General features: G+C 40.2%; 23 protein-coding genes. 14 read left to right on the top strand and 9 right to left on the bottom strand.

The genetic code is table 11. The features are described from left to right. Positions 1–94 precede the first annotated feature (94 nt). Positions 95–808, top strand: coding sequence for a spermidine synthase (locus AC27I2_RS05170; protein WP_487203645.1), 714 nt, complete (start codon positions 95–97; stop codon positions 806–808). Here the strand turns inward: AC27I2_RS05170 and dtd are convergent. Next, positions 805–1,242: a D-aminoacyl-tRNA deacylase gene (gene dtd, locus AC27I2_RS05165; RefSeq protein ID WP_058405937.1), complete on the bottom strand. Its 438-nt coding sequence runs from the start codon at positions 1,240–1,242 to the stop codon at positions 805–807. The two genes, AC27I2_RS05170 and dtd, sit on opposite strands and share 4 nt — an antisense overlap. Beyond that, positions 1,243–2,145, bottom strand: a complete 903-nt coding sequence (locus tag AC27I2_RS05160) for a virulence factor BrkB family protein (protein WP_487203644.1) — start codon at positions 2,143–2,145, stop codon at positions 1,243–1,245. It lies immediately after the preceding gene. An 85-nt stretch (positions 2,146–2,230) separates the two neighbouring features. Between AC27I2_RS05160 and AC27I2_RS05155 the strand changes: the two genes are divergently transcribed. The 4 genes from AC27I2_RS05155 to AC27I2_RS05140 all read left to right on the top strand — a co-directional run bounded on the left by AC27I2_RS05155 (position 2,231) and on the right by AC27I2_RS05140 (position 5,420). Further along, a complete protein-coding gene (locus AC27I2_RS05155) occupies positions 2,231–2,884 on the top strand; it encodes a DUF2959 domain-containing protein (RefSeq protein ID WP_006791329.1) in 654 nt (217 codons plus the stop codon). Positions 2,885–3,026: 142 nt separating this feature from the next. After that, complete coding sequence (locus AC27I2_RS05150; protein ID WP_487203643.1) at positions 3,027–4,118, top strand: MBL fold metallo-hydrolase; 1,092 nt, start codon at positions 3,027–3,029, stop codon at positions 4,116–4,118. 72 nt (positions 4,119–4,190) lie between these two features. Beyond that, positions 4,191–4,616, top strand: coding sequence for a BLUF domain-containing protein (locus tag AC27I2_RS05145; protein ID WP_487203642.1), 426 nt, complete (start codon positions 4,191–4,193; stop codon positions 4,614–4,616). A 72-nt stretch (positions 4,617–4,688) separates the two neighbouring features. Further along, positions 4,689–5,420: a CBM9 family sugar-binding protein gene (locus AC27I2_RS05140; protein WP_487203641.1), complete on the top strand. Its 732-nt coding sequence runs from the start codon at positions 4,689–4,691 to the stop codon at positions 5,418–5,420. A gap of 587 nt (positions 5,421–6,007) precedes the next feature. Here the strand turns inward: AC27I2_RS05140 and typA are convergent. Continuing rightward, complete coding sequence (typA, locus tag AC27I2_RS05135; RefSeq protein ID WP_487203640.1) at positions 6,008–7,831, bottom strand: translational GTPase TypA; 1,824 nt, start codon at positions 7,829–7,831, stop codon at positions 6,008–6,010. Positions 7,832–8,337: 506 nt separating this feature from the next. Between typA and glnA the strand changes: the two genes are divergently transcribed. The 5 genes from glnA to AC27I2_RS05110 all read left to right on the top strand — a co-directional run bounded on the left by glnA (position 8,338) and on the right by AC27I2_RS05110 (position 13,419). Next, positions 8,338–9,744 (top strand): glutamate--ammonia ligase, encoded by a 1,407-nt coding sequence (gene glnA / locus AC27I2_RS05130; protein ID WP_058405931.1) that lies wholly within the window; start codon positions 8,338–8,340, stop codon positions 9,742–9,744. A gap of 114 nt (positions 9,745–9,858) precedes the next feature. Continuing rightward, complete coding sequence (locus tag AC27I2_RS05125) at positions 9,859–10,380, top strand: DUF4124 domain-containing protein (protein ID WP_283235009.1); 522 nt, start codon at positions 9,859–9,861, stop codon at positions 10,378–10,380. 83 nt (positions 10,381–10,463) lie between these two features. Next, a complete protein-coding gene (gene glnL, locus AC27I2_RS05120; RefSeq protein WP_058405929.1) occupies positions 10,464–11,534 on the top strand; it encodes a nitrogen regulation protein NR(II) in 1,071 nt (356 codons plus the stop codon). A gap of 14 nt (positions 11,535–11,548) precedes the next feature. After that, the gene (gene ntrC, locus AC27I2_RS05115) at positions 11,549–12,934 is read left to right on the top strand and encodes a nitrogen regulation protein NR(I) (RefSeq protein WP_487203639.1); all 1,386 of its coding nucleotides are present in this window, start codon (positions 11,549–11,551) and stop codon (positions 12,932–12,934) included. Positions 12,935–12,960: 26 nt separating this feature from the next. Beyond that, complete coding sequence (locus AC27I2_RS05110) at positions 12,961–13,419, top strand: cyclic nucleotide-binding domain-containing protein (RefSeq protein WP_006791339.1); 459 nt, start codon at positions 12,961–12,963, stop codon at positions 13,417–13,419. A 1-nt stretch (position 13,420) separates the two neighbouring features. Here AC27I2_RS05110 and AC27I2_RS05105 read toward each other — a convergent pair whose 3' ends face one another. Then, a complete protein-coding gene (locus AC27I2_RS05105) occupies positions 13,421–14,086 on the bottom strand; it encodes a hypothetical protein (protein ID WP_138527353.1) in 666 nt (221 codons plus the stop codon). 55 nt (positions 14,087–14,141) lie between these two features. Continuing rightward, positions 14,142–14,429 carry a hypothetical protein gene (locus AC27I2_RS05100; RefSeq protein ID WP_058405925.1) on the bottom strand — a complete coding sequence of 96 codons (288 nt, stop codon included), beginning with the start codon at positions 14,427–14,429 and terminating at the stop codon, positions 14,142–14,144. 227 nt (positions 14,430–14,656) lie between these two features. Between AC27I2_RS05100 and AC27I2_RS05095 the strand changes: the two genes are divergently transcribed. The 4 genes from AC27I2_RS05095 to AC27I2_RS05080 all read left to right on the top strand — a co-directional run bounded on the left by AC27I2_RS05095 (position 14,657) and on the right by AC27I2_RS05080 (position 18,888). Further along, on the top strand, positions 14,657–15,040 hold the full coding sequence (locus AC27I2_RS05095; protein ID WP_058405924.1) for an RNA-binding S4 domain-containing protein: 384 nt from the start codon (positions 14,657–14,659) through the stop codon (positions 15,038–15,040). A gap of 95 nt (positions 15,041–15,135) precedes the next feature. Then, positions 15,136–15,564, top strand: coding sequence for a hypothetical protein (locus AC27I2_RS05090; RefSeq protein ID WP_058405923.1), 429 nt, complete (start codon positions 15,136–15,138; stop codon positions 15,562–15,564). A gap of 199 nt (positions 15,565–15,763) precedes the next feature. After that, entirely contained in the window at positions 15,764–18,508 is a 2,745-nt protein-coding gene (gene acnA, locus AC27I2_RS05085) for an aconitate hydratase AcnA (protein ID WP_487203638.1), read from the top strand. Between the two features lie 134 nt (positions 18,509–18,642). Then, positions 18,643–18,888: a hypothetical protein gene (locus tag AC27I2_RS05080; RefSeq protein ID WP_487203637.1), complete on the top strand. Its 246-nt coding sequence runs from the start codon at positions 18,643–18,645 to the stop codon at positions 18,886–18,888. Between the two features lie 3 nt (positions 18,889–18,891). Here the strand turns inward: AC27I2_RS05080 and AC27I2_RS05075 are convergent, their stop codons facing one another. The 4 genes from AC27I2_RS05075 to AC27I2_RS05060 all read right to left on the bottom strand — a co-directional run bounded on the left by AC27I2_RS05075 (position 18,892) and on the right by AC27I2_RS05060 (position 23,928). Continuing rightward, positions 18,892–19,434, bottom strand: coding sequence for a DUF4124 domain-containing protein (locus tag AC27I2_RS05075; protein WP_487203636.1), 543 nt, complete (start codon positions 19,432–19,434; stop codon positions 18,892–18,894). Between the two features lie 138 nt (positions 19,435–19,572). Further along, positions 19,573–20,313 (bottom strand): phosphoadenylyl-sulfate reductase, encoded by a 741-nt coding sequence (locus tag AC27I2_RS05070; RefSeq protein ID WP_058405919.1) that lies wholly within the window; start codon positions 20,311–20,313, stop codon positions 19,573–19,575. 42 nt (positions 20,314–20,355) lie between these two features. Continuing rightward, the gene (gene cysI, locus AC27I2_RS05065; RefSeq protein WP_138527358.1) at positions 20,356–22,053 is read right to left on the bottom strand and encodes an assimilatory sulfite reductase (NADPH) hemoprotein subunit; all 1,698 of its coding nucleotides are present in this window, start codon (positions 22,051–22,053) and stop codon (positions 20,356–20,358) included. Between the two features lie 60 nt (positions 22,054–22,113). Continuing rightward, positions 22,114–23,928 carry an assimilatory sulfite reductase (NADPH) flavoprotein subunit gene (locus tag AC27I2_RS05060; protein WP_487203635.1) on the bottom strand — a complete coding sequence of 605 codons (1,815 nt, stop codon included), beginning with the start codon at positions 23,926–23,928 and terminating at the stop codon, positions 22,114–22,116. Between the last annotated feature and the right edge of the window lie 91 nt (positions 23,929–24,019).

Genomic DNA, 24,019 nt, shown 5'->3' with positions numbered 1-24,019 from the left:
ATCTTAAAAAAACTGCAAATACGACTTTGGTGAGACTTTATAAATGCGTAAAAAATTAATGACAAATCACATTGCGCTTTAACCAAGCTGGTTTATGCTAAAGATCATGACTACATATATTGATGCCTCAACAGGCCTAATTAATAGCCATTTTATTGAAGGCAGCCAAAATGAAGGAGTCCTACTTTATTGGCACAACGTAAATGGCGAGCACATTCAAGTGCGCGAGCATGGTAATTTACGGTGGCTGCTAATTAATAATACGTTGCAATCCATTATCGATGTCAAAAACCCTGAAGCTCTGTTGTTTCCTCACTTACAATATTTGGCTAAACAATGGCAAACACTTTCACCCCCTAATAACGTGCTTGAACTTGGGCTAGGTGGTGGGGCTATTCGCAACTATTTACTTAACCAATACCCCCAAGTAAATATAACGTCAGTTGAAAAAAACGCAGAAATATTGGCGTGTTATTCACAGTTTTTTGCAATCAAAAGTGATGAGAATTTACTTTGCGCTGACGCGCAGCTGGTATTAAATACTGCCCGAAATATTGATTGGATTATTTTAGATTTGTTTAGCCACATAGATGCACCCCGTTTTTTATTTGAACGCGCATTTTATGAAAAAATCTACTCAGCGCTGAACAACAACGGGACACTCTTTATTAATTTTTTATCGCAACACAGCTCACAGTTAAAGCAACTTCAGCAACAATTACGCAATGTATTTGGCTGTGATATTCACCCTCAAAAAATTAAGGGGTACGTTAACCATATTGTTGTGATTCACAAGCAAACACCTTAAACAGATAAGTTAAACGTAACCGGCCCATCGTTACATAAGCTCACTTGCATATCGGCACCGAACTCCCCAGTTGCTACTTTAATTCCTAACGCTTTGGCTTGGTCAACAAAATACTCATATAACTCATTAGCTTGGCTTGGGGTTGCCGCCGATGAAAAGCTCGGACGCATTCCTTTTTTGGTATCAGCCGCTAATGTAAATTGCGAAACCACTAGTAACTCTCCGCCTATATCTTTTAGGCTTAAGTTCATTTTGTTGTTTTCGTCGGTAAAAATTCGGTAATTACTGACTTTATGTAAAAGCTTATCGGCAGCGTGTTTATCGTCTGCTTTTTCAACACCTAACAAAAGTAAAATACCTTGCGCTACTTGCCCAATTACTTGGTTGTTAACTTCTACCTTTGCGTGTTTTACCCGCTGTATTAACCCTTGCATTTAACTTATATCCTTTGATTTAGGTTCTTCTTCCAGTTCTATTTCTGGGGTATCCTCAATATCATTTGGGCTAATACATGCCGTAAATTCGGCGCCCAAAAGTACAACTACCCACGCTAAATACACCCACACAAATAAAATTGGAATAGTGGCTACTGCACCATAAATCACTTCATACGAAGGAAAGTGGCTAATATAAAGTGCAAACCCTTTTTTTGTTAGCTCAAATAAAAGCGCAGCAAATAATGCCCCTGGCACTGCGGCTTTAAACGATACGCGTGTATTAGGCACTAGGGTATAAAGCATGATGAACCCCATCATCGAAATTCCATAAGGGAGCAATTTTAATAAAAAACCACTAAACCCTGGAATACCTTGGTCAGCAAACGAGACTAACGACACAATGTACGAAGTTACACCAATACTTGCCCCCAGTAACACTGGGCCTAAACTCAGTACCATCCAATACACTGCAAATGAAATCATCATCGGGCGCTTTTTCTTAATACGCCAAATACGATTAAGTGTTGCATCTACATTACGTATTAAAAGTAAGGCAACGGCGGCTAAAAAACCAATACCCACTGCAGTCATTTGATTGGCATTTCCTGCAAAGGAGCTAATATGCTCTCTTATCACATCCGTAGAAGTCGGTACAAAGTTAGTAAACAAAAAGCTTTCTATTTCCATGCGTGTCGATTCAAACCCCGGAAACGCTGAAAATATAGCAACACCCACCGCAATAAGTGGTATTAATGAAAGTAGCGTTACGTAAGCAAGGTAACCGGCATTAACTGTAATTTGATCATCTATACAACGGTTAATATATTGCATCCACCAGCCGGGTTGCTGGCGTATAAAGGACTTAACTTGCTGTTTGTAATGGGAGAGCTTATCATTCATACAATTGACTTGTGCTTATCGAGTTTTGATTATCATAACAATCAGCACCGGAATTTACAGCACTTACACGTAAATAGGGAATCAAATGAAAAAACAAACACTGTTAAGCGCATCAATACTTGCCCTAACGTTAGCATTATCTGGCTGTCAATCAGCTTATTATTCTGCAATGGAAAAAGTAGGCGTTCACAAACGTGACATTCTTATTGATCGCGTAGAAGAAACAAAAGAGTCGCAAGAAGAGTCTCAAGAAGAGTTTCAGTCAGCGCTTGAACGTTTAACTACACTTATTAATTTCGACGGCGGTGAGCTACAAGATGCTTACAACCAACTCAATGACGATTACGAATCAAGCCTTAAAGCCGCAGATGATGTTACTACCAATATTAATAAAGTAGAAGACGTTGCTGAAGCATTGTTTGATGAGTGGAGCGATGAGTTAGAACAATACAAAAGCGCTTCGTTAAAACGCGAAAGCAGTAAAAAACTTAACGCCACTAAGCGCCAGTTTGATCAGCTTCTTCGCTCTATGCGAAGTGCTGAAAGTAAAATGGAACCAGTTCTCTCATCACTAAAAGATAACGTTTTGTACTTAAAGCATAATTTAAATGCACAGGCCGTTGCTGCTATAAAAGGTGAATTTACTAACCTTAAACGCGATATTCAGATACTGATGAACGACATGAACAAGTCAATTGCCGATTCAAACAAATTTATTGAGCAAATGAACAAAGCCTAATAATGCTACTTAATATAGCTCCCCTAAAAGCCTGCTACCCTAACAGGCTTTTTTAAAATTATTTTTTGTTACGATTAACACATTGTTTAATAAATAGCGTTTGTTAAACTTTTACCTAATTGAAGCAATAAAAATAATAAAAATGAAATTACACACACTGTGCTTATTTGTTTCCTCAAGTTTTTTAGCTGCCTGTAGCACAAACAACAATATCAATGTTATTGCAGGGCAAGACAGCGTAACGCCAATTCATGAATCAGGTGAGCGTAAAGATCGCTATCACAATCTCTATATGGGCGAAAAAACCTACCCAGTTACGTGTGAAACCGACTGCTACCCAAAGCACCCCAACGTAATATGCGAAACCACTGCTGAGAATTGCACATATAACGCTGAGCAATTAAACCCGCATCTAAACCTTGGCTTTAATATACGTTGGTTAGGGCATGCTGGTTTTTTGATCCGAACACCTAGCGGCCAACATGTCGTATTTGACCCTGTAAAAGAGCAGTTTGATTCCCCGGTTGATTTAGCATTTAAGCTTGCCTCTGGCTTTTATCGAAAACCAGGTGACTGGCTAAGCAAAACTGAACTCGAAAACGTAGACGCCATTATGTATTCACATATTCATTACGATCACTTTAATAAATCTGATATAGAAGAAATAGGAAGCAAACCACGTTACTTAGCACCATTAGGCATGGCAGATAACTTTCCAAATGCAGGGCTTAATATTAGCGAAATGGCGTGGTTTGCAAAAACTAAAATTGATGATTTAACTATTCATGCACTACCTGCGCATCATTTCAGCAGTCGAATATTAGTGCCCTTTATTTATGAAGATAACGATAAAGACTTATGGAATGGCTGGTTACTTGAGCAAAATGGCAAAACCTTATTTTTTGCAGGCGACACAGGCTACTCAAAGCATTTTAAAGATATTCAACACAACTATGGCGGCATAGACATATGTTTAATGCCCATAGCATCGTACTACAGCGAAGATAACCCTAAATGGTATCGTTATGTTCATACTACACCAGAAGATGCTCTTACAGCCGCACAAGAGCTTAACTGCAAGGTAATGATACCTTGGGGATATGGTAACTCATCATGGAAAATGGGCGATCGGACGAGTCATTCAGCCTTACTGCGTTTATTACACATGCATAAAACAATGAAATCATCAGTGCCGCTTTATATTTTAAACGAAGGTGAGACTATTAAACTTTAATCAGTCACTAACATAATTAGTAATAAACTCCTTGCTGAACTATCTTTAATTAACTAAGCAGGAGGGAATAATATGTTTCTTGTACGACTCATTTACGCAAGCAAAATTACAGACGGCTTTGGGCCTAAAGATATAGAAAATATTTTACAAAGTGCTCGTACCTATAATGTAAAAACACATGTTACCGGCATGCTTTGCTTTAGTAACGAGTACTTTTTACAGTGCCTTGAAGGCTCCAGAACCGCAGTAAATAATACCTATCAACAAATATTAAATGACAAGCGTCACCACAATGTAATTATGCTTAACTATACCCAAATTCCAGAAAGAGAATTTGAAAAGTGGTCTATGGGTTATGTTCCACAATCTAGAGTAACCGAATCACTGAATCTGAAATTTTCAGGCTCTGTTGATTTTAATCCATTTAAAATGTCTGGCGAAAGTGCCCACTTATTAATGCTCGCGTTAAAAGACAGCATTACAGGTGCTATTAGTTAAAATACACATATATATTTGTTTTTAATAGTCACTTAGGCCAAGCTAAGTCATCTTCAATTAGTAAGGCTATTAATGAAAAAAATACTCTTAGCAACAAGCTTATTAATCAGCACCCAAATAATGGCGGCAGACGTAAAATACACATCAACCCCTATTAATATTGACGGCGTATCTGAAAGCGCATGGGATAAGGCTGCTTGGCACGATATGCCACATTTAATGGATGGTACACTACCTTCAAACGATGCCGATTTTAAAGGCCGATATCGCTTATTGTGGGATGAAAAATTCTTATACCTACAAGCCGATATTGTAGATGATGTTTTAATAGATACACACCCAGACCCAACCTATAAATATTGGGATGACGATGCCCTTGAAATATTTATAGATAGCGATGCATCGGGCGGGATTCACCAATTTAACCACTCTGCTTTTGCGTACCATATTGGCCTTGATAACCAAGCCGCCGATTACGGCCCTGATAAAAAAGCGCACTTGTATACCGACCACCTAATAAGCAACTGGAAACGCAACACAAAAGCGCCTTATAACATCACATGGGAAGTAGCCATAAAGCTCTACCCGAATGACTACAAAGAAGGCGCTGTAAATACACCCATTAAACTTAGCGAAAAACAAGTTATTGGTTTTATGCTCGCCTATTGCGATAACGATGGCAGTGATGTACGTGAACACTTTATGGGTTCACACGAAGTACAACCTGTAGACCGCAGTAGAAACCGTGGATTTATAGACGCAGATGTATTTGGCAAAATCACCCTGCAGCCAAAAAATAAGTAACCACTAACAACTGAAAACGGTTGGGTTTGAGCGCAGCACAGCGAAACCCAACAAAAAACATCCTACCAGCGAACACTGATACTTTGCATTATCGATTGTTTCTGCTCTAACTCTTTTACTGCTCACTCCCTTCTCCTTGTGCAAAAGATCTTTAAGTGAATTATTCACAAAGAGGATAAGAGGCGCTGCGCTTATAGAGATAAATACATTGTGGCAGTTTTGTCATAGAACGAACCAGAGTCGTTGACACATTTGGCAAAACCACTCTACTGCCATGAAGTAACGACTAATAAATAGTTGAGACGTAGGTTGGGTTGAGCAAAGCGAAACCCAACGAAAAAATACCCTACCAACAATTATAGATACTTCGCATTGTAGGCTCTTTTAGCTTTCACTCTTTCACTTCTCATGCTCTTCTCCTTGTGCAAAAAATATTTAAGTAAAATATTCACAAAGAGGTTAAGAGGCGCTGCGCTTTTAGAGCTCAATACTGATAACTAAAAACTGAAAGCTTCTCTTGCTTTAAAAATAAAAAAGCCGCTGTATTTTTCAATACAGCGGCTTTTAAATTTTTATTCTAAAAGCAATTAAGCTTTAGGAGCACGACCCGCACGTTTACGCTCATTTTCAGTTAAATGACGTTTACGAATACGAATGTTCTCAGGTGTAACTTCTACTAACTCATCATCAGCAATAAACTCAAGCGCTTGCTCAAGTGAATAGTTAAGTGCTGGTGTCAATGTTTGTGCTTCATCTGTACCAGATGCACGAACGTTAGTAAGTTGCTTACCTTTAAGCGCGTTAACTGTAAGGTCGTTATCACGGCTATGAATACCGATAACCATACCTTCATAAACTTCAACACCGTGACCGATGAATAAACGGCCGCGCTCTTGTAAGTTAAATAATGCGTTAGTAAGTGCTTTACCTGTTGCGTTAGCAATCATTACGCCGTTCTTACGAACACCTAGCTCGCCACCTTTGTGCGGACCGTAGTGATCGAACGTATGGTAAAGTAAGCCAGAACCTGACGTTAATGTCATGAACTCAGTTTGGAAACCAATTAAGCCACGGCTTGGGATCATAAAGTCCATACGCATACGACCTTTACCATCTGGTGCCATGTCAGTTAACTCACCTTTACGAAGACCAATTTGCTCCATGATAGAACCTTGGTGCTCTTCTTCACAGTCAATCGTTAGTGTTTCATACGGTTCTTCTAACACACCATCAACAGTACGTAAGATTACTTCTGGACGAGAAACAGCTAGCTCGTAACCTTCACGACGCATGTTCTCAATTAAGATACCTAGGTGTAATTCACCACGACCCGATACGCGGAAGCTATCTGGGTTATCTGTATCTGCAACACGAAGTGCTACGTTGTGTACTAATTCTTTGTCTAAACGCTCACGAATATTACGTGATGTTACAAACTTACCTTCTTTACCACAGAACGGAGAGTTATTTACAGAGAACGTCATTGTTACTGTTGGCTCATCAACACTTAGTGGTGGTAATGCTTCAACGTTGTTAGGACAACAAAGCGTATCTGAAATCTTAAGCTCGCCTAAACCTGTTACAGTAACGATGTTACCAGCATAAGCTTTATCAGTATCGATACGCTCAAGGCCTAAGTAGCTTTGTACTGAACCAATTTTACCGTTACGAGTCGTGCCGTCAGCGCTGATAACCGTCACTTGTTGGTTAGTCGCAACAGAACCGCGCTTAATACGGCCAATACCAATTACACCTTTGTACGAGTTGTAATCAAGCTGAGAGATTTGCATTTGGAAGTCACCTTCAGGATCTGCATCCGGTGGTGATACTTCATCAACGATCATCTTGAACATAGGTTCCATGTTGTCTGATGGCTCGTCTAAATCTAATGTTGCCCAACCGTTGATAGCTGATGCGTAGATTACTTTAAAGTCTAACTGTTCGTCAGTTGCGCCAAGGTTATCGAATAAATCAAAGATTTGATCCATAACCCAATCAGGGCGTGCACCTGGCTTATCAATTTTATTGATAACGACGATTGGCTTTAAGCCTTGCGCGAATGCCTTTTGCGTTACGAAACGCGTTTGTGGCATTGGACCTTCTTGAGCATCAACAAGTAATAATACTGAGTCAGCCATCGAAAGTACGCGTTCAACTTCACCACCGAAATCGGCGTGTCCCGGGGTATCTACGATATTGATGTGGTAATCATTCCAAGAGATAGCTGTGTTTTTAGCTAAAATGGTAATACCACGCTCTTTCTCAATGTCGTTTGAGTCCATCACGCGCTCTTCGTTACCGCCGCGTGTTTCTAATGTACCTGATTGCTCAAGTAGTTTGTCAACCAGAGTTGTTTTACCGTGGTCAACGTGCGCGATAATCGCTATATTTCTTAACTGTTCGATGCTCATATATTTACTCAGAGAAATTAAATTCTCAATGATCCTGCAAGATCTACGCACTCATCTGCGTTTTCACGAGATGTCCAAGCATAGGATTTAAAAGGGCGCATATTATCCCTCATTAATGACATGGATGAAAGTTTATCCAATACAATTTTCAAAACTTTCTCAATACTTTTACTAAGTATCTGTTTTATATATGACAATTATATGAAATAAATTGTCATTATTTTTTCAAAAATGCAGTTTACACTATTTATACGATATTTTTGGCACTCTTTTACATTTAGGTTATGCTGATTTCGAGCGATTAAATTAACAACAAAATAGAGCGTGCACAGCTTGCACCAAAGTGGAACTTAACCGCACCATGTTGGTGCCATTTTATGCCCCACATTGTAGCAACTAAGTTTTTTTAACCTATAAACATAGAGTTATAAAAATGGCACAAAATCAGCTTAATAAATCCCAAAGCAATTATGCAGCAATAATAAAACCCAATAGTTGGAGGACACATGTCACAATCGGTTTTAGATTTTATTAAAGAAAATGACGTTAAGTTCATTGATTTACGCTTTACTGATACAAAAGGTAAAGAGCAACATGTATCTATTCCTCATCACCAAGTTGATGAAGATTTTTTCGAAGACGGTAAAATGTTTGACGGTTCTTCAATTGCTGGCTGGAAAGGCATTAACGAATCAGACATGGTATTAATGCCTGTTGCTGAATCAGTAAAACTTGACCCATTCACTGAAGAAACGACATTAATTGTACGTTGTGACGTTGTAGAGCCTTCTACACTTCAAGGTTACGAGCGTGACCCACGCTCTGTTGCAAAACGTGCTGAAGAGTACATGAAATCTACAGGTATCGCAGATACTGTGTTATTTGGGCCAGAGCCAGAGTTTTTCCTTTTCGACGATGTTAAATACAAATCAGATATGTCTGGTTCAATGTACAAAGTTGATGCTGTTGAAGCGGCATGGAACTCAGATAAAGATTACGAAGGCGGTAACACTGGTCACCGTCCAGGTGTTAAAGGCGGTTACTTCCCTTGTTCACCTGTTGATTCTTCACAAGATTGGCGTTCAGCCACGTGTTTAGTGCTTGAAGAACTAGGTCAAGTGGTAGAGGCACATCACCACGAAGTAGCAACAGCTGGCCAAAACGAAATTGCAACGCGTTTTAACAGCATGGTTTTAAAAGCGGATGAAATCCAAGAGATGAAATATGTTATTCATAACATGGCTCATTTATACGGAAAAACAGCTACATTTATGCCTAAGCCAATTGTTGGTGATAACGGTTCTGGTATGCACTGTCACCAGTCTTTAGCTAAAGACGGTGTAAACTTGTTTGCAGGCGATAAGTACGGCGGCCTATCTGAAGAGGCGCTTTACTACATTGGCGGCATTATCAAGCATGCTAAAGCTATTAACGCATTTGCTAACGCATCAACTAACTCGTACAAACGTTTAGTACCGGGCTTTGAAGCGCCAGTAATGCTTGCATACTCTGCACGTAACCGTTCTGCTTCAATTCGTATCCCAGTGGTACCATCTGCGAAAGGTCGTCGTATTGAAGTACGTTTCCCAGATCCAACAGCTAACCCATACCTTGCTTTCTCAGCAATGCTTATGGCTGGCCTTGATGGTATCAAAAACAAGATCCACCCTGGCGATGCAATGGATAAAGATTTATATGACTTACCAGCAGAAGAAGCAGCAGAAATTCCACAAGTTGCATCTTCACTTGGTGAAGCACTCGATGCACTAAGTGCTGACCGTGAGTTCTTAACTCAAGGCGGTGTATTCACTGATGACCTAATTGATGCTTACATTGCACTTAAGGGTCAAGAAGTTGAAAAGCTTAACATGACAACTCACCCAGTTGAGTTTGAAATGTACTACAGCTGTTAATTTAACACTGTAAAAGAATGTGTGTTCTCAAGCCCGCTAAGCGGGCTTTTTTAATGGTAAATTAAATCAAACTCCACTAAAGTTAAGCCATCATAAAAATTGCAGGGTAGCAGTGTGAATAGTAAGATTTTATTGCTAATGATTACTTTAGGATTAAGTAATTATGGTTATGCGGGTGAAAAAAGAATTTACGCTTGGAAGGATCAAAATGGCGTTTTAGTGTTTTCAGATACACCGCGTAAAGGTGCTACAGAGGTCAAACTCTCTAGCCAAAGTTTAACTATACCCGCTAAAGATATAGCGACTCTCAGCAGCCAATCCCATACTAAAAAAACAGGGTTTGGTATTGCCATTACGTCACCTGAGCACAATCAAACCATTCATGAAAATACCGGAACAATATACGTCACCAGCCGGGTAATCCCGAGCTTTAAAACAGGGTATACCATTCAATTGCTTGTTAATGGAGAAGCAAACGGCCCTGCAATAAACAACTCCGTATTTGCAATTGCTGATGTTGAAGCCGGTGAACACATGCTTCAACTGAGGCTGTTTAACGAGAAAAACCAAATTATCGCTGTGAGCGAGCCTCGTATATTTAATATGCGCAGAAAAGGCAAAACCCATGGCAATTAAAGCAAAACTTAATACTTAGGCGCAGCAGCTCATTTTAGATAAAACCTGGCCTGCAAACACCTGCGCACTAAAATGGTGCATACATGATTAATAACGAAAATTTTAGCCCTGAATTACTTGATGCCATATGGCAAAATCAAACAACGTCGGTCATGCTTCTCGATAAAAACTTTACGGTTGTTTATGCAAATACCAGTACCAGTGAGTTACTTGGGCTGGCTACTAAACGCTTATTGAAACAGCCCTTTGATACCCTTTTTAATTACCATTCAATTGACTTAAAACGAATAGCGCAGTTTTCATTAATTGATGGTGTTGATTGCCAACAACACAGAGCTGACGTGGTGTTTAGCGATTCTCGCCATGCCAAAGTAAGCGTTAATTCAAGACGAATTAACTTTAAAGGGATTGCTTATATTTTATTAGAGTGTCGCCAAACAGACGACGAAATAAAACACGATCAGGCCTCAAATCAAATGCACCAATACCAAGCTGCACGCAATTTAATAAGAGGCTTAGCACACGAAATTAAAAATCCTTTGGGTGGAATCCGCGGAGCGGCGCAGTTATTGCAATATGAGGTTGATCAGCAAGAAAGAAATCAATGCGCTGAGCTCATTATAGAGCAAGCAGACAGGTTACGTGAATTAGTAGATAGACTTTTAGGGCCTAATCAGCTTCCGCAAAAATCTTACGTTAATATACACCAAGCGTTAGAGTCGGTTGTGAAGTTAAGCACACTCGATAATTGTACAAATATCGAATTGAAAAAAGACTACGATCCTAGTATCCCTGATGTGTTTATTGATCAGAGCAAAATACAACAAGTTGTTTTGAATATTGTTCGTAATGCTCAGCAGGCGCTTATTGATGGTGGTGAGATAAAAATAAAAACACGAATAAATCATCAGCATCGCCGCCCGGGTAAGGCTCCTAAAAAAGCCTTGTTGATCCAAATATCTGATAACGGACCAGGCATTGATCACAGCATACGTGAAACATTGTTCTACCCTATGATCACCAATAAAGAAGGTGGCTCTGGACTTGGACTCTCGATTGCGCAAACGCTTATTGATCAACACGATGGCTACATTGAATGTGATAGCTGGCCTGGACATACTGAATTTAATATCTATCTGCCCTTTGCAGATTAATGTTTGGAGTTTGCATGAAAACAGTTTGGCTTGTAGATGATGACGCATCAATTCGTTTTGTACTTGAAAAAGCACTAGAACGTTCTGGTTTTAATGTGGAAAGTTTTGCTAATGCGCAAGATGTACTTAATGCATTAAAATTTAGCCAGCCAGCTGTTTTGGTGTCGGACGTAAAAATGCCCGGTATGGACGGCATGGCGCTGCTTGAACTCATCGCAGAACAAAACTCTGGCTTACCAGTGATCATAATGACTGCACACTCAGACCTAGATTCAGCAGTGAATGCCTTTCAAAAAGGGGCATTTGAGTACTTAGCTAAACCATTTGATTTAAATGAAGCCGTTGCACTTGTTGAAAGCGCATTTAGAGCAAACTCCACAAAAAAAACCAAACGCAAACAAGCGCCACCTAAAAGTGCCCACATCATTGGTGAAGCACCGGCTATGCAAGAAGTATTTAGAGCGATAGGTAAACTGTCAGCATCAAGCATGAGTGTTTTGATTAATGGTGAGTCGGGTACAGGTAAAGAGCTCGTTGCAAGTGCACTGCACAACCATAGTCCCCGTAAAGAAAACCAGTTTATTGCCCTTAATATGGCCGCTATTCCAAAAGAATTAGTTGAGTCTGAACTGTTTGGCCATGAAAAAGGAGCATTTACTGGTGCCGATAGCGTACGAAAAGGTCGCTTTGAGCAAGCCAATGGCGGCACTTTATTTTTAGATGAAATTGGTGATATGCCGCTTGATGTGCAAACCCGTCTTTTACGCGTACTTGCCGATGGTGAATTTTACCGTGTAGGTGGGCATCAAAGTATCAAAGTCGATGTACGTATCATTGCAGCGACACATCAAAACTTAGAAGATCTCGTTAAACAAGGTAAGTTTAGAGACGATTTATTTCATCGATTAAATGTAGTTCGCCTTCGTTTACCTGCTTTACGTGAACGCACCGAAGATATTGAACGCTTAGCGCAACACTTTTTACATAAAAGCGCTAAAGATCTGCAAGTAGAAAGTAAAGTGTTGAGCCCTAAAGCCACTGAGCAACTTCGTTTATTTAACTGGCCAGGCAATGTTCGCCAGCTTGAAAACACCTGTCGTTGGTTAACGGTTATGGCACCAGGCGAGCTTGTTACAGAGCAAGATTTGCCCCCTGAAATTATTGAAGTAACACCAATACAAGTAGAAGGTGATTGGCTGGATGCTTTTCAGCAATGGCTTAATAATGAACTAAAACAAGGCAAAGAAAATATTTGGCCTGATATACAAGCACAATTAGAAACACGCTTGATTAAAACTGCACTCGCTAATTGTTCTGGTCACAAACAAGATGCGGCCATAAAAATAGGCTGGGGTCGCAATACATTGACCCGTAAATTAAAAGAGCGCAATATTAGTTAACAATGTGCATTAAATTTTGATATCGAATGAAATTAATCGAACATATTCCTTTGTTCAAACAAATGGAAATAATTAACAGGCTGCACTTTTTTAAAGAGTTTACGCTTAACGAGCGTCAAATTTTATTAGAATCATATGGCCTGTTATATTTAGTTGGCCAACATCAATTTTTGTTTAAGCAGTTTGATAACGATAAACGATTGTATATTGTACTTAGCGGCGCACTTTTAGTATTTAAGCATAATCACTTACTTGAACTGGGCACAATAGAGCCTGGCGAATTTATAGGTGAAGGCGCATTTATAAATAACCGAGAGCGCAGTACAAGTGCCCGCGCCAAAACCGACACCATTGTCCTTGCCATCACTCCCGAAGCACTCACTCAATTACCCAATGTCATTCGAGAAAAAATTAAAGACCGTATTATTGAAGGCATGAGCGAGCGAATAACCAAGCTCAGTGACTATATAGAAAACCACGGTTAGTTCAATCCATATAAACAACCTGTAATGAGCAATCAAGCCAGCTTGGGTTATTGACATGGGCTGTAAATGTGTAAGTATCGGATGGCTTGGCGCCAAAGGGCGTATTTACAAGCGGCTGTGAGTGGCTATATGTTTGCGAATAATTTTTGTAATAAATGACAACGTAACCGTATAAAAACTCCCAACCTAACCTCACAATAGCGCCACTGGGTAAGGTAAAATCAGCATGCTTTTTGGTAAAGGAAACGATTAAATCATTGTACTTATCTTCGCTGCATTGGGTTGTCCTTAGCCGAGACGGCATAGTAAAAGCGCCTTCTCCATCAGTACTTTTTAAATAAAAGCCTATATTGCCATCGCCATAAAAATGATTTGATCGTGTGGTGTAGTTAATTTCGGGTTGATAACCTAGCTCTTGCATAATAATAGCTAACTGCTCAGTCTCTTTTTGATAAATCTTATCGCTTGATAAAAGCAATGTAGCCTCACCAAAATCAGATGGGATTTCTAGTTCTACATATTCATAAGGAAGGTTCTGTGCTTTTAGCGCAGCATCGAGCTGGTTGCGCTGTTCAACTTGCAAATTTTCACTAAAAACATAAACGGTGGGTTGCTGGCATGCGGCTAACATACATGCCAGTACACAAATTAAAAATCCTTTTTTCATAGTCACCTCAATTGATTACAAATGTAGTCTATTAGAGGTAATGACTTATAGCAACCTAATTTATTTGGTTATTCAACCAAGCATCTACACTTTTGCGCGTATATAACACCTCTTTAAATAAGCGGTGACGTTCAAATTCCAAAACGCTTTTTTTGTTAGTATTGCCACTTAGTAACTGGCTGTGTGTATCGTTAAATTTTGAAATAACCGAAAACCCTCGCTCAGGTTTTTGGTCGTGTTTTTTTATTGATTTACTAAGGTGTTCCCTAACATCATCGGCAGTTAACATGTCTGAATGATTTAAGCCCATTAGCTCTTTTCTCATTGCTAATCTTACGCCCATTTTTTACTCCATGATTCTATGTATTCTAAATTCGACACAGCTATAGCAATTAGTAAGCCACCTACAAAAGTGATTCGCCGCAGCTTAACTAATAAATACTTCAGTTTTTTTAAGGGAGTCATTTTTTAAAAAATAATTAATACGTAAATTTGAGTGATTTGGTTTGGTGCATAATTGGCTGTATGCCTTTATACTACAGCCTATGCAAGCCTCCACCGAGAGTAAAAATGAACGAAGAATACATAGAAATAGAACTAGAAGAAGAGCCTATAGAGCTCTGTAAATTATTAAAAGTACTCAATTTAGTTGAAGGTGGCGGCCAAGCTAAAAACCTAATCACCGAAGGCTATGTGGGTGTTAACCATGAAATTTGTACAATAAAACGGAAAAAATTATACAGTGGTGATGTGCTTGAATTTGATGGCGAACTTTTTCAACTCTCTCTGAGTGAAGATGCAACCCCAGTACAAAAACCGATTGAACAAGCACCTGTTGAACCCAAGCAAAATACTTCAGCTGCGGAAAACCAACCAGCAAAAAGTAAGCGTAAACGTACTAAAAAGCCAAAGGTCGATGAAAAAACAGGACGACGCCCTATTTCATTTGGGTAAGCCCATAATCTGCACTACAAAAAAGGTCAACTTGTATAGTTGGCTTTTTTACTCTTTAATAACCTTGTTAATAATAATAAAAACAAGGTCACAACATGTCATCTCACACACCTAAAAACTGGTTTAAACCTGTAGCTTGGGCTGCTCTTATATGGAATTTATTGGGCGTTATAGCATTCATTATGCACATAATGACAAGCCCAGATATGATCAGTAAACTACCATTAGATCAACAAGCTGCATATTCAAACACCCCAATATGGGCCACCATTGCCTTTGCTGTTGCCGTTTTTGGCGGTGCCTTAGGCTGCGTATTTTTACTTGCTAAAAAATCGCTTGCAACACCTACTTTTGCTTTATCGCTCGGCGCGATAGTAATTCAGCAATACTACAACTTTTTTGTAATTGATAGCATTGCTCTACTCGGAGTAAGCTCGATTATCATGCCATCATTGGTAGTTGTCATTGCCTTAGCGCTTATTTATTTAAGTATAAAAGGCAAACAACAAGGCTGGCTAAACTAGCTTGATGGGGCCAGCTGAACAACGTTTTTTAGTTGTCATAGATGGTTTATTAAAATCATAATTTAAAACCTTACTCCCGACTCTAGCTGTTCATAAATGCAGCTATTTAAGGTTCGTTTATCATGGTATGCACTTTGCAATAACCTAATTACAGAGGTTACTTTTTAAAAAATTTAATTAGTTAAGAAGGGGCAAAATAATGAAAAATAGTTTCGATACCCAACATGAGCTCACAATTAATGGTGAGCAATATAATATACATTCTCTAAAAGGACTTGGCGACAAAGCAAAACGACTCCCCTTCTCCTTAAAAGTCTTACTCGAAAATTTACTGCGCAACGAAGACGGCGAAAACATTAAAGAGCAAGATATTAATGCGCTACTAAATTGGGATCCAAAGGCAAAACCATCATCTGAAGTTGCATTTACCCCTGCACGGGTAGTAATGCAAGACTTTACTGGCGTACCTGCCATTGTTGATTTAGCTGCAATGCGAGATGCAATGGAAAAATTAGGTGGGGATCCTGCAAAAATTAATCCGCTTTCGCCTGCTGAGTTAGTGATAGACCATTCAGTTCAAGTAGACAACTATGGTAATGACGGTGCCTTCGATTTAAACGCCAAACTTGAATACGACCGCAATAAAGAACGCTACGAATTTTTACGCTGGGGCCAAACGGCATTTGATAACTTAAAAGTGGTGCCCCCCGCAACCGGAATTGTTCACCAAGTTAATTTAGAATACCTAGCCCGTGTTATTTTCAATGAAGATAGCAATGGTAAAAAGTTTGCCTACCCCGACACACTGGTTGGTACTGACTCGCACACCACCATGATTAATGGCTTAGGTGTACTTGGTTGGGGTGTAGGTGGCATTGAGGCTGAAGCTGCTATGCTTGGCCAGCCTATTAGCTTGCTCATTCCACAAGTAGTTGGTATGAAGCTTAGTGGCCGATTACCTGAAGGCACAACAGCAACCGATTTAGTGCTTACAGTAACTGAAATTTTGCGTAACCACGGTGTGGTCGGCAAGTTTGTGGAATTTTATGGCGATGGCCTTGCAGATCTCCCCCTTGCTGATAGAGCAACCATTGCAAACATGGCACCCGAATATGGCGCTACATGTGGTATTTTTCCAATTGATGATGAAACCATTAATTATTTACGCCTCACCAACCGCGATGAAGACCAACTAAAACTTATTGAAGATTACGCAAAACACCAGGGCCTGTGGCGTAACGATGGCGACGAAGCTCGCTATACCGACACACTAGAACTAAAGCTCGATGATGTTGTACCAAGCCTTGCGGGCCCTAAACGTCCACAAGACAGAATAGCGCTCAACAAAGCCGGCGAGGAAATTTCTCAACATTTAAAAGGCTTTCAAGAAGAGCGTATCGCACATCGCGATAAAAGTGATGATGAGCAATCGCGTATCGAAAGCGAAGGCCCCACAACCAACCCTGATGAACCTGTAAACGAAGCACAATTTATGGGGGCGGCAAAAGTTAATTACAAAGGCCAAGAGTTTGAACTTAACGACGGTGCCTGCGTTATTGCAGCTATTACAAGCTGTACTAATACCTCTAATCCAAGTGTTATTTTAGCCGCGGGCCTTGTGGCTAAAAAAGCAAAACAACTCGGTATTAATGTTAAACCTTGGGTTAAAACCTCACTTGCACCAGGCTCTAAAGTGGTCACTGACTACTTAGACAAAGCAGGTTTGATGGACGACTTAGAAAGCTTAGGTTTTAATTTAGTGGGTTACGGTTGCACCACCTGTATTGGTAACTCTGGACCGCTAGCTGATGAAATCTCACAAGCTATTCAAAAACACAAGCTGGTAGTCAGCTCTATCTTATCAGGTAATCGTAATTTTGAAGGGCGTATACACCAAGATGTTAAAATGAACTTTTTAGCGTCACCTCCTTTAGTTGTTGCTTACGCAATTGCAGGTAGAACAGACATAGATGTTTATAACGAGCCTCTTGCACAAGATGAAAACGGTAACGATATTTACCTTAAAAACATTTGGCCAAGCGTAAAAGAGGTTAGCGATTTAGTAAAAGAGACGGTTACCAAAGAAATGTTTGCCAAAAGCTACGCCAATGTTTATGAAGGCGACAGCCGTTGGCAACAAATTCAAATACCTGATGGTAAATTATATGATTGGAACGACGCATCTACCTATATTAAAAAAGCACCATTTTTTGATGGCATGACCGTAGAGCCACCTGGCATTCCTACTATTGAAGGAGCGCGCTGCTTAGCTAAGCTAGGAGACTCGGTTACAACCGATCATATTTCGCCTGCTGGCGCAATTAAAGCCGAAGCACCTGCTGGGCTTTACCTGCAAGAACACAATGTAGAAAAAGCACAATTTAATTCTTACGGCTCTCGTCGTGGTAACCATGAAGTAATGATGCGTGGCACCTTTGCTAACGTGCGACTAAAAAACTTGTTAGCACCGGGCACAGAAGGCGGTGTAACACGCACGCAACCAGACAATAGCTTAGAAAGTATCTACGATGCAGCTATGGCATATCAAAAAAATGATACACCACTTATTATTTTGGCCGGAAAAGAATATGGAACAGGCTCGTCTCGCGATTGGGCTGCGAAAGGCTCATTACTGTTGGGTGTAAAAGCCGTTTTTGCACAAAGTTATGAACGTATTCACCGCTCTAACTTAATCGGGATGGGTGTACTGCCATTACAATTTAAAGAGGGTGAAAGTTATGAGTCACATGGTTTAACAGGACAAGAAGAGTTTGATATTCAAGGCCTGTACGATAAAACCGACGAAGTTACACTGGTGGCTACAAATGCCGAGGGCAAAAAAACAAGCGTAAAAGCCGATGTACGTATTGATACACCTAAAGAGTGGGATTACTACAAGCATGGCGGTATTTTACAGTATGTACTGCGTAATATGCTTAACTAAGCTGCGTAGTGAATGATTCAAAGGCCTTATGGTTAAAACCATGAGGCCTTTTTTATAACTGTCTTATTATTGCGCTGCATCAATATGCAAAACACATAGCTTAATACACTGGTACCATAACCAGTGGGGGCGTTATGTCGCATGTAACTATTATTAGAGTACTTAAAGCATCCATCGTGCTTGGCTTATGCCTTATAATTACGGGCCATGCACTTATCATATCTAATGGGTTTAATGAGCAATTTGGTATTAACGGCATTATTGCATCCGCAGCTTGCATTGCAGTGGGCATATTATTATCACTTCCCACCAAAATATATCTAACCATATTACTAATGGAAGTTGAAAAACGTTATACCCGCTCTCGTACTCATGAATAGCGCTTAAAGCACACTTAAATTATTAATTTCTTTATTACGTTTTTCTAATTTTTTTTCGATGTTTTCTGCGTCTTCAAACAGCTTTTTAATCGATTCAGGGTTTAATATTGAAGGAGCCTGTGTATTAGCTGACATCTCATTAGTGCTAGATTCTAAATTTAAAATAGAGGTATCTTCTGCACCAATCACGGTTATGTCTTCAGGGTTAAGGGTTAATTCTATACTTTTTCCATTCGGATTAGGGCTATCTGAATAATGCCATTGGCCTGTTTCATCTTGCCACTTATAAATTGTACTTGAAGATGTCACTGTTGATGTATTGCTTGAAATGCCACTGGTAATTTTATCCCCAGCCTGCTGGATGCCTTTTACAGCTTGATCAAGCGTATTGGTTGATAGCGCCACCATTTGTTCTTTAATTTGCTGGGTTTCTTTGCTAACTACTGAACCAGAAAGCCAAGTTTGGCCATCGGGCTTTTTTAAATAAAACAATGATATTACAGCAATAACCATGACTGATATTGCTAAATAGGTAAAGTATTTCATAGCGTTCCTGCTTTTGTTATTCCATTAAGTTGATAGTAGTAAATAAAGTGCAATCAAGCAATTTTTTATCAAAATCTAAGCAATAAAAAACGCAGCTTATGCTGCGTTATAGTGTGGTTAAACAACGTCTTAATCGTGTTAAATCCCATCGCCGTCCATATGAAGACCACATTCGCGATTTAAACCAAAAAAGCGTGTTTCTTCTTCGGTCATACCCGGCTCTAATTTACGCGTAGTGTGTACATCTCCCATTGACACATACCCTTGCTCCCATAACGGGTGGTAAGGCAAATCATGCTTGGTCAGGTATTGATAGACATCACGGTTTGACCATTCAATAATGGGGTATACCTTAACCGTCCCTCTGCTAATTTCTACAAACTGCTTATCTGCTCGTGTTGATGACTGGTCGCGACGCAAACCACTAAACCAGGTGCCCGCTTCAATTTCTTTTAACGCACGGGTCATTGGCTCAACTTTATTGAGCTGGTTATATTGCTTAATACCGTCTTCACCTTGCTCCCAAAGTTTTCCAAACTTAGCTTCTTGCCATGCTGGGCTCAGCTGCGCTTTGTACACTTTTAAATTAAGTGATAAACGCTCGCTCATTTGCTCAATAAACTGGTACGTTTCAGGAAACAAATAACCTGTGTCTGTTAATACTACAGGAATATCTGGACGCTGGGTCGTTACTAAATGCAGCATTACCGCAGCTTGAATCCCAAAGCTTGAGGATAAAAACGCAGTGTCGGGTAAATTTTCAAGTGCCCACGCAACGCGTTCCTCTGCGTTCATATCTGCTAGTAAACCATTAGCATCAGCCAACATAGCTGCTTGGCTTTGTTTATCTAGCTGTAATATATTTTTAAATTCACTCATGGAAAATTCCAAGCCTCACCAGCGCCAGGCGCTGGTATCTAATTATGCGTGAAAATCGGTTACTGATACTTTTACTTCAGCAACAATGCCTTTGCGAATTACAAAGTCACCAAAACATTCACCGTCGTTTCGCTCACTTGCCCACTGGCCTATTAACTTGTCAAACGCCTCTAGGTAAACATCTTCGCCTACGTTTTCTAGGTACAATTTAGGAATGCGTGTACCTTCAAGGTTACCGCCTAAGTAAACGTTATATTTACCAGGGCCTTTACCTACTAAACCGGCCTCTGCAAGCATTGCGCGGCCACACCCATTAGGGCAGCCTACAACACGCATAATAATGCTGTCGTCTGGAATGCCGTGTTTAGCAAGTAGTGCTTCAGTTTTTTCAATTAAGCTTGGTAAGTAACGTTCAGCTTCAGCCATTGCTAGCGGGCATGTGGGTAATGCCACACAGGCCATTGAATTTTTACGTTGCTCTGTATCACCGTCGTCAATCAACCCATGATTGCGAGCAATTTCTTCAATCACTGCTTTTTGATCGGCAGGTACACCAGCAATTATTAAGTTTTGGTTTGCCGTCATACGCATATCACCTTGGTGAACTTCTGCAATTTTACGACAACCTGTTTTAAGTGGCTTACCTGGGTAGTCTAAAATACGGCCGCTTTGAATAAATAGCGTTAAGTGGTGCTTACCATCAATGCCTTCTACCCAACCAATACGATCGCCTCGATGAGTAAACTCATACGGGCGGCTCGGTGCAAAGTTAACGCCTGCGCGTTTTTCTACTTCGGCTTTAAATACGTCTGACCCAACACGGTCTAGTGTGTATTTGGTTTTTGCATTTTTACGGTTTGAACGGTTACCCCAATCGCGCTGTACAGATACAACGTGCTCTGCAATTTTTAGCGTGTCTTCTAGGCTAATAAAGCCAAAGTCGTCAGCCTTACGTGGATACGTAGCCGTATCGCCGTGGGTCATCGCAAGGCCACCACCTACAAGTACGTTAAAGCCAACAAGCTTGCCGGCTTCTGCAATAGCGACAAAGTTTAAATCGTTAGCATGAACATCAACCTCGTTATTAGGCGGAATAGTGACGGTTGTTTTAAACTTACGTGGTAAATAATTAGACCCTAAAATAGGCTCTTCTGTTGTTTCTGCTTTTTCGCCGTTTAACCAAATTTCAGCATACGCTTTTGTTTTTGGTAACAAGTGCTCTGAAATTTTAGCAGCCCACTCATACGCTTCTTGATGTAGCTCAGACTCAACCGGGTTGGTAGTACACAACACATTACGGTTTACATCGCCCGCAGTTGCAATTGAATCAATACCCACACTGTTTAACATTTGGTGCATGCCTTTAATATTTGGCTTTAATACACCATGAAACTGAAACGTTTGACGCGTAGTTAAACGAATGCTGCCGTAGCTAGTTTTCTCATCAGCAAATTTATCGATTGCTAACCATTGCTCTGGCTTAATAATACCGCCAGGCATACGCGCACGTAGCATTACGTTATGCAATGGCTCAAGCTTTTGTTTAGCGCGCTCTGGACGAATATCGCGGTCGTCTTGCTGATACATGCCATGAAAACGAATTAACTGGAAGTTATCAGCAGTGAAACCACCGGTTATCTCATCTTTTAAGTCTTGCTCTATAGTGCCACGTAAAAAGTTACTTTCTCTTTTCAAACGCTCGTTATCAGAAAGCTTTACGTTTTTATCTTGTTCGCTCATTTTAAATCCTAAATTTGTTACAGTGACGGCTGTTAGCTGTTAATAAAATAAGAAACGTGATTAATACACGTCTTTCTGATAGCGGTTTGCGCTACGCAGGTCTTTTAAATATTGCTCTGCGTCTTCATCGTTTTTGCCGGTATTTTCTTTAATAATATCAACCAATGCTTGATGTACATCTTTTGCCATGCGGTTTGCATCACCACACACATAAAAGTGAGCGCCAGCTTCTAACCATTCAAAAACATCTTTTGAGTTTTTGCGAAGCTTGTCTTGTACATAGATTTTTTCGGCTTGGTCGCGACTAAATGCCACGTCTACTTTGCTCAATAAGCCCGATTTTAAATACCCCTGAATCTCAACTTGGTATAAAAAGTCTTGTGTAAAATGAGGGTTACCAAAAAACAGCCAGTTTTTACCTTGTGCTTCACGCGAGTCACGCTCTTGTAAAAAAGCACGGAATGGCGCAATACCGGTACCCGGACCCACCATGATGATAGGTGTTTCATCGTTAGCCGGTAAACGGAAGTTATCATTATGCTCGCTGAATACTTTTACCTTACAGCCTTCTTCTGCACGGCGCGCTAAATAACCAGAACAACCACCTAAGTGCTCGCTATCAAAGGTGTCAAACTCAACGAGTCCTACTGTTAAATGCACTTCGTCTTCAACTTCGCTTTGGCTAGACGCTATAGAATATAAACGAGCCTGAAGCTTACGTAAGCAATCAACTAATGTTTGTGCATCTAGTTTTGCTGGATTTTGACGAATAACATCAAATATTTGGCGTGGTTCAATGTATGCACGCATCGCCGCTTTATCTTCTACTAGCTTTAATAGTTCAGGTGTACCTGTTGCTGTTGCGTATTTCTCAACAAAGCCCGGGTATGACTGAGTTAGTTCTAATTTTTCAATAAGTGCATCACGAACGCTTAGTTCTTCATTCGCTACTTTAACGCGACTAGAGCCATCAATTTGGGTAAGTGCTAGTACTTCATTAACTAACGCTTCATCATTTAAAAAATATACACCCAGCGAGTCACCCGGTGTATAAGTGATATCAGAGCCTTCAAGTGAAATTTCTACATGGCGTACATCTTTTGTTGAATCACGCCCAGTAATTTTTTGAACTGCTAATAATTCGGCTTCAAATGGATTTTGCTTTGTGTACTGGCTAGCTACAGGCGTTGGCGCGCCAAATGGCATAACGGCGGCTTGGCCCCCTGCGCTACCCTGTTGCGCTTTTAAATCTGGTTCAAATGCATCCAATGCGCCTTGAATCCATGTTGCAGCTTCTTCTTCGTAGTCAACGTCTAAATCAGCACGTTGATAAACCGACTCAGCGCCTAACTTATTTAAACGTTCTTCAAAATCTTTTGCGGTTTGGCAGAAAAACTCATAGCTAGAATCGCCTAAGCCAATAACCGCTATTTTAACACCGTCGAGTTTAGGGGCTTTTTTGGTCGCTAAAAATGCATGCAAAGTCTCGCCATCTTCAGGCGGCTCACCTTCACCATAAGTAGATACAACAACGGTTAAAAACTTTTCTTTTTTCAGGGCTGTTGGCTTGTAATCAGACATACTTACTAACTTGGCTGATAAACCACGCGATTCAGCTTGCTCTTTCATTTGGGTTGCAACACCTTTTGCATTTCCCGTTTGTGAGCCGTATAAAATAGTTAGTACTGCTGCATCACCAGAAACTGGCGCCCCAGCTGTAGGCATACCAAGCGCTGAGGCATTGGCATTAGCTGCTAAGTAACCACTTACCCACGCTTGTTGAATTGGATTAAGTTCAGCCACTAAACCTTGCAGCTTTTGAACTTGATCTTGCGATAGCGGGCTTGCCGCAGCATTTAGTTGACCTAACAACATGAATCGATTCCCCATAACCCTGAAAATTAAGCACAACACACACCGTGTATTGTTAAAAATGAGTTTTTCCTCAACCAATGTAAAGTTTGCT

The sequence above is a fragment of the Pseudoalteromonas sp. NH0006-46 genome (genome assembly GCF_057547735.1).
Note: the sequence above shows the minus strand (reverse complement) of the source record. Positions and strands in the feature narration are given on the sequence as shown.

Coding starts and splice junctions, on each gene's coding strand:
- AC27I2_RS05160 (WP_487203644.1), bottom strand. CDS start 2,145: ATGAATGATAAGCTCTCCCATTACAAACAGCAAGTTAAGTCCTTTATA.
- typA (WP_487203640.1), bottom strand. CDS start 7,831: ATGAGCATCGAACAGTTAAGAAATATAGCGATTATCGCGCACGTTGAC.
- AC27I2_RS05140 (WP_487203641.1), top strand. CDS start 4,689: ATGAAAAAAATACTCTTAGCAACAAGCTTATTAATCAGCACCCAAATA.
- ntrC (WP_487203639.1), top strand. CDS start 11,549: ATGAAAACAGTTTGGCTTGTAGATGATGACGCATCAATTCGTTTTGTA.
- AC27I2_RS05105 (WP_138527353.1), bottom strand. CDS start 14,086: ATGAAAAAAGGATTTTTAATTTGTGTACTGGCATGTATGTTAGCCGCA.
- acnA (WP_487203638.1), top strand. CDS start 15,764: ATGAAAAATAGTTTCGATACCCAACATGAGCTCACAATTAATGGTGAG.
- AC27I2_RS05145 (WP_487203642.1), top strand. CDS start 4,191: ATGTTTCTTGTACGACTCATTTACGCAAGCAAAATTACAGACGGCTTT.
- glnA (WP_058405931.1), top strand. CDS start 8,338: ATGTCACAATCGGTTTTAGATTTTATTAAAGAAAATGACGTTAAGTTC.
- AC27I2_RS05095 (WP_058405924.1), top strand. CDS start 14,657: ATGAACGAAGAATACATAGAAATAGAACTAGAAGAAGAGCCTATAGAG.
- AC27I2_RS05170 (WP_487203645.1), top strand. CDS start 95: ATGCTAAAGATCATGACTACATATATTGATGCCTCAACAGGCCTAATT.
- AC27I2_RS05100 (WP_058405925.1), bottom strand. CDS start 14,429: ATGGGCGTAAGATTAGCAATGAGAAAAGAGCTAATGGGCTTAAATCAT.
- glnL (WP_058405929.1), top strand. CDS start 10,464: ATGATTAATAACGAAAATTTTAGCCCTGAATTACTTGATGCCATATGG.
- cysI (WP_138527358.1), bottom strand. CDS start 22,053: ATGAGCGAACAAGATAAAAACGTAAAGCTTTCTGATAACGAGCGTTTG.
- AC27I2_RS05070 (WP_058405919.1), bottom strand. CDS start 20,313: ATGAGTGAATTTAAAAATATATTACAGCTAGATAAACAAAGCCAAGCA.
- AC27I2_RS05080 (WP_487203637.1), top strand. CDS start 18,643: ATGTCGCATGTAACTATTATTAGAGTACTTAAAGCATCCATCGTGCTT.
- AC27I2_RS05150 (WP_487203643.1), top strand. CDS start 3,027: ATGAAATTACACACACTGTGCTTATTTGTTTCCTCAAGTTTTTTAGCT.
- AC27I2_RS05060 (WP_487203635.1), bottom strand. CDS start 23,928: ATGTTGTTAGGTCAACTAAATGCTGCGGCAAGCCCGCTATCGCAAGAT.
- AC27I2_RS05090 (WP_058405923.1), top strand. CDS start 15,136: ATGTCATCTCACACACCTAAAAACTGGTTTAAACCTGTAGCTTGGGCT.
- AC27I2_RS05075 (WP_487203636.1), bottom strand. CDS start 19,434: ATGAAATACTTTACCTATTTAGCAATATCAGTCATGGTTATTGCTGTA.
- AC27I2_RS05110 (WP_006791339.1), top strand. CDS start 12,961: ATGAAATTAATCGAACATATTCCTTTGTTCAAACAAATGGAAATAATT.
- dtd (WP_058405937.1), bottom strand. CDS start 1,242: ATGCAAGGGTTAATACAGCGGGTAAAACACGCAAAGGTAGAAGTTAAC.
- AC27I2_RS05155 (WP_006791329.1), top strand. CDS start 2,231: ATGAAAAAACAAACACTGTTAAGCGCATCAATACTTGCCCTAACGTTA.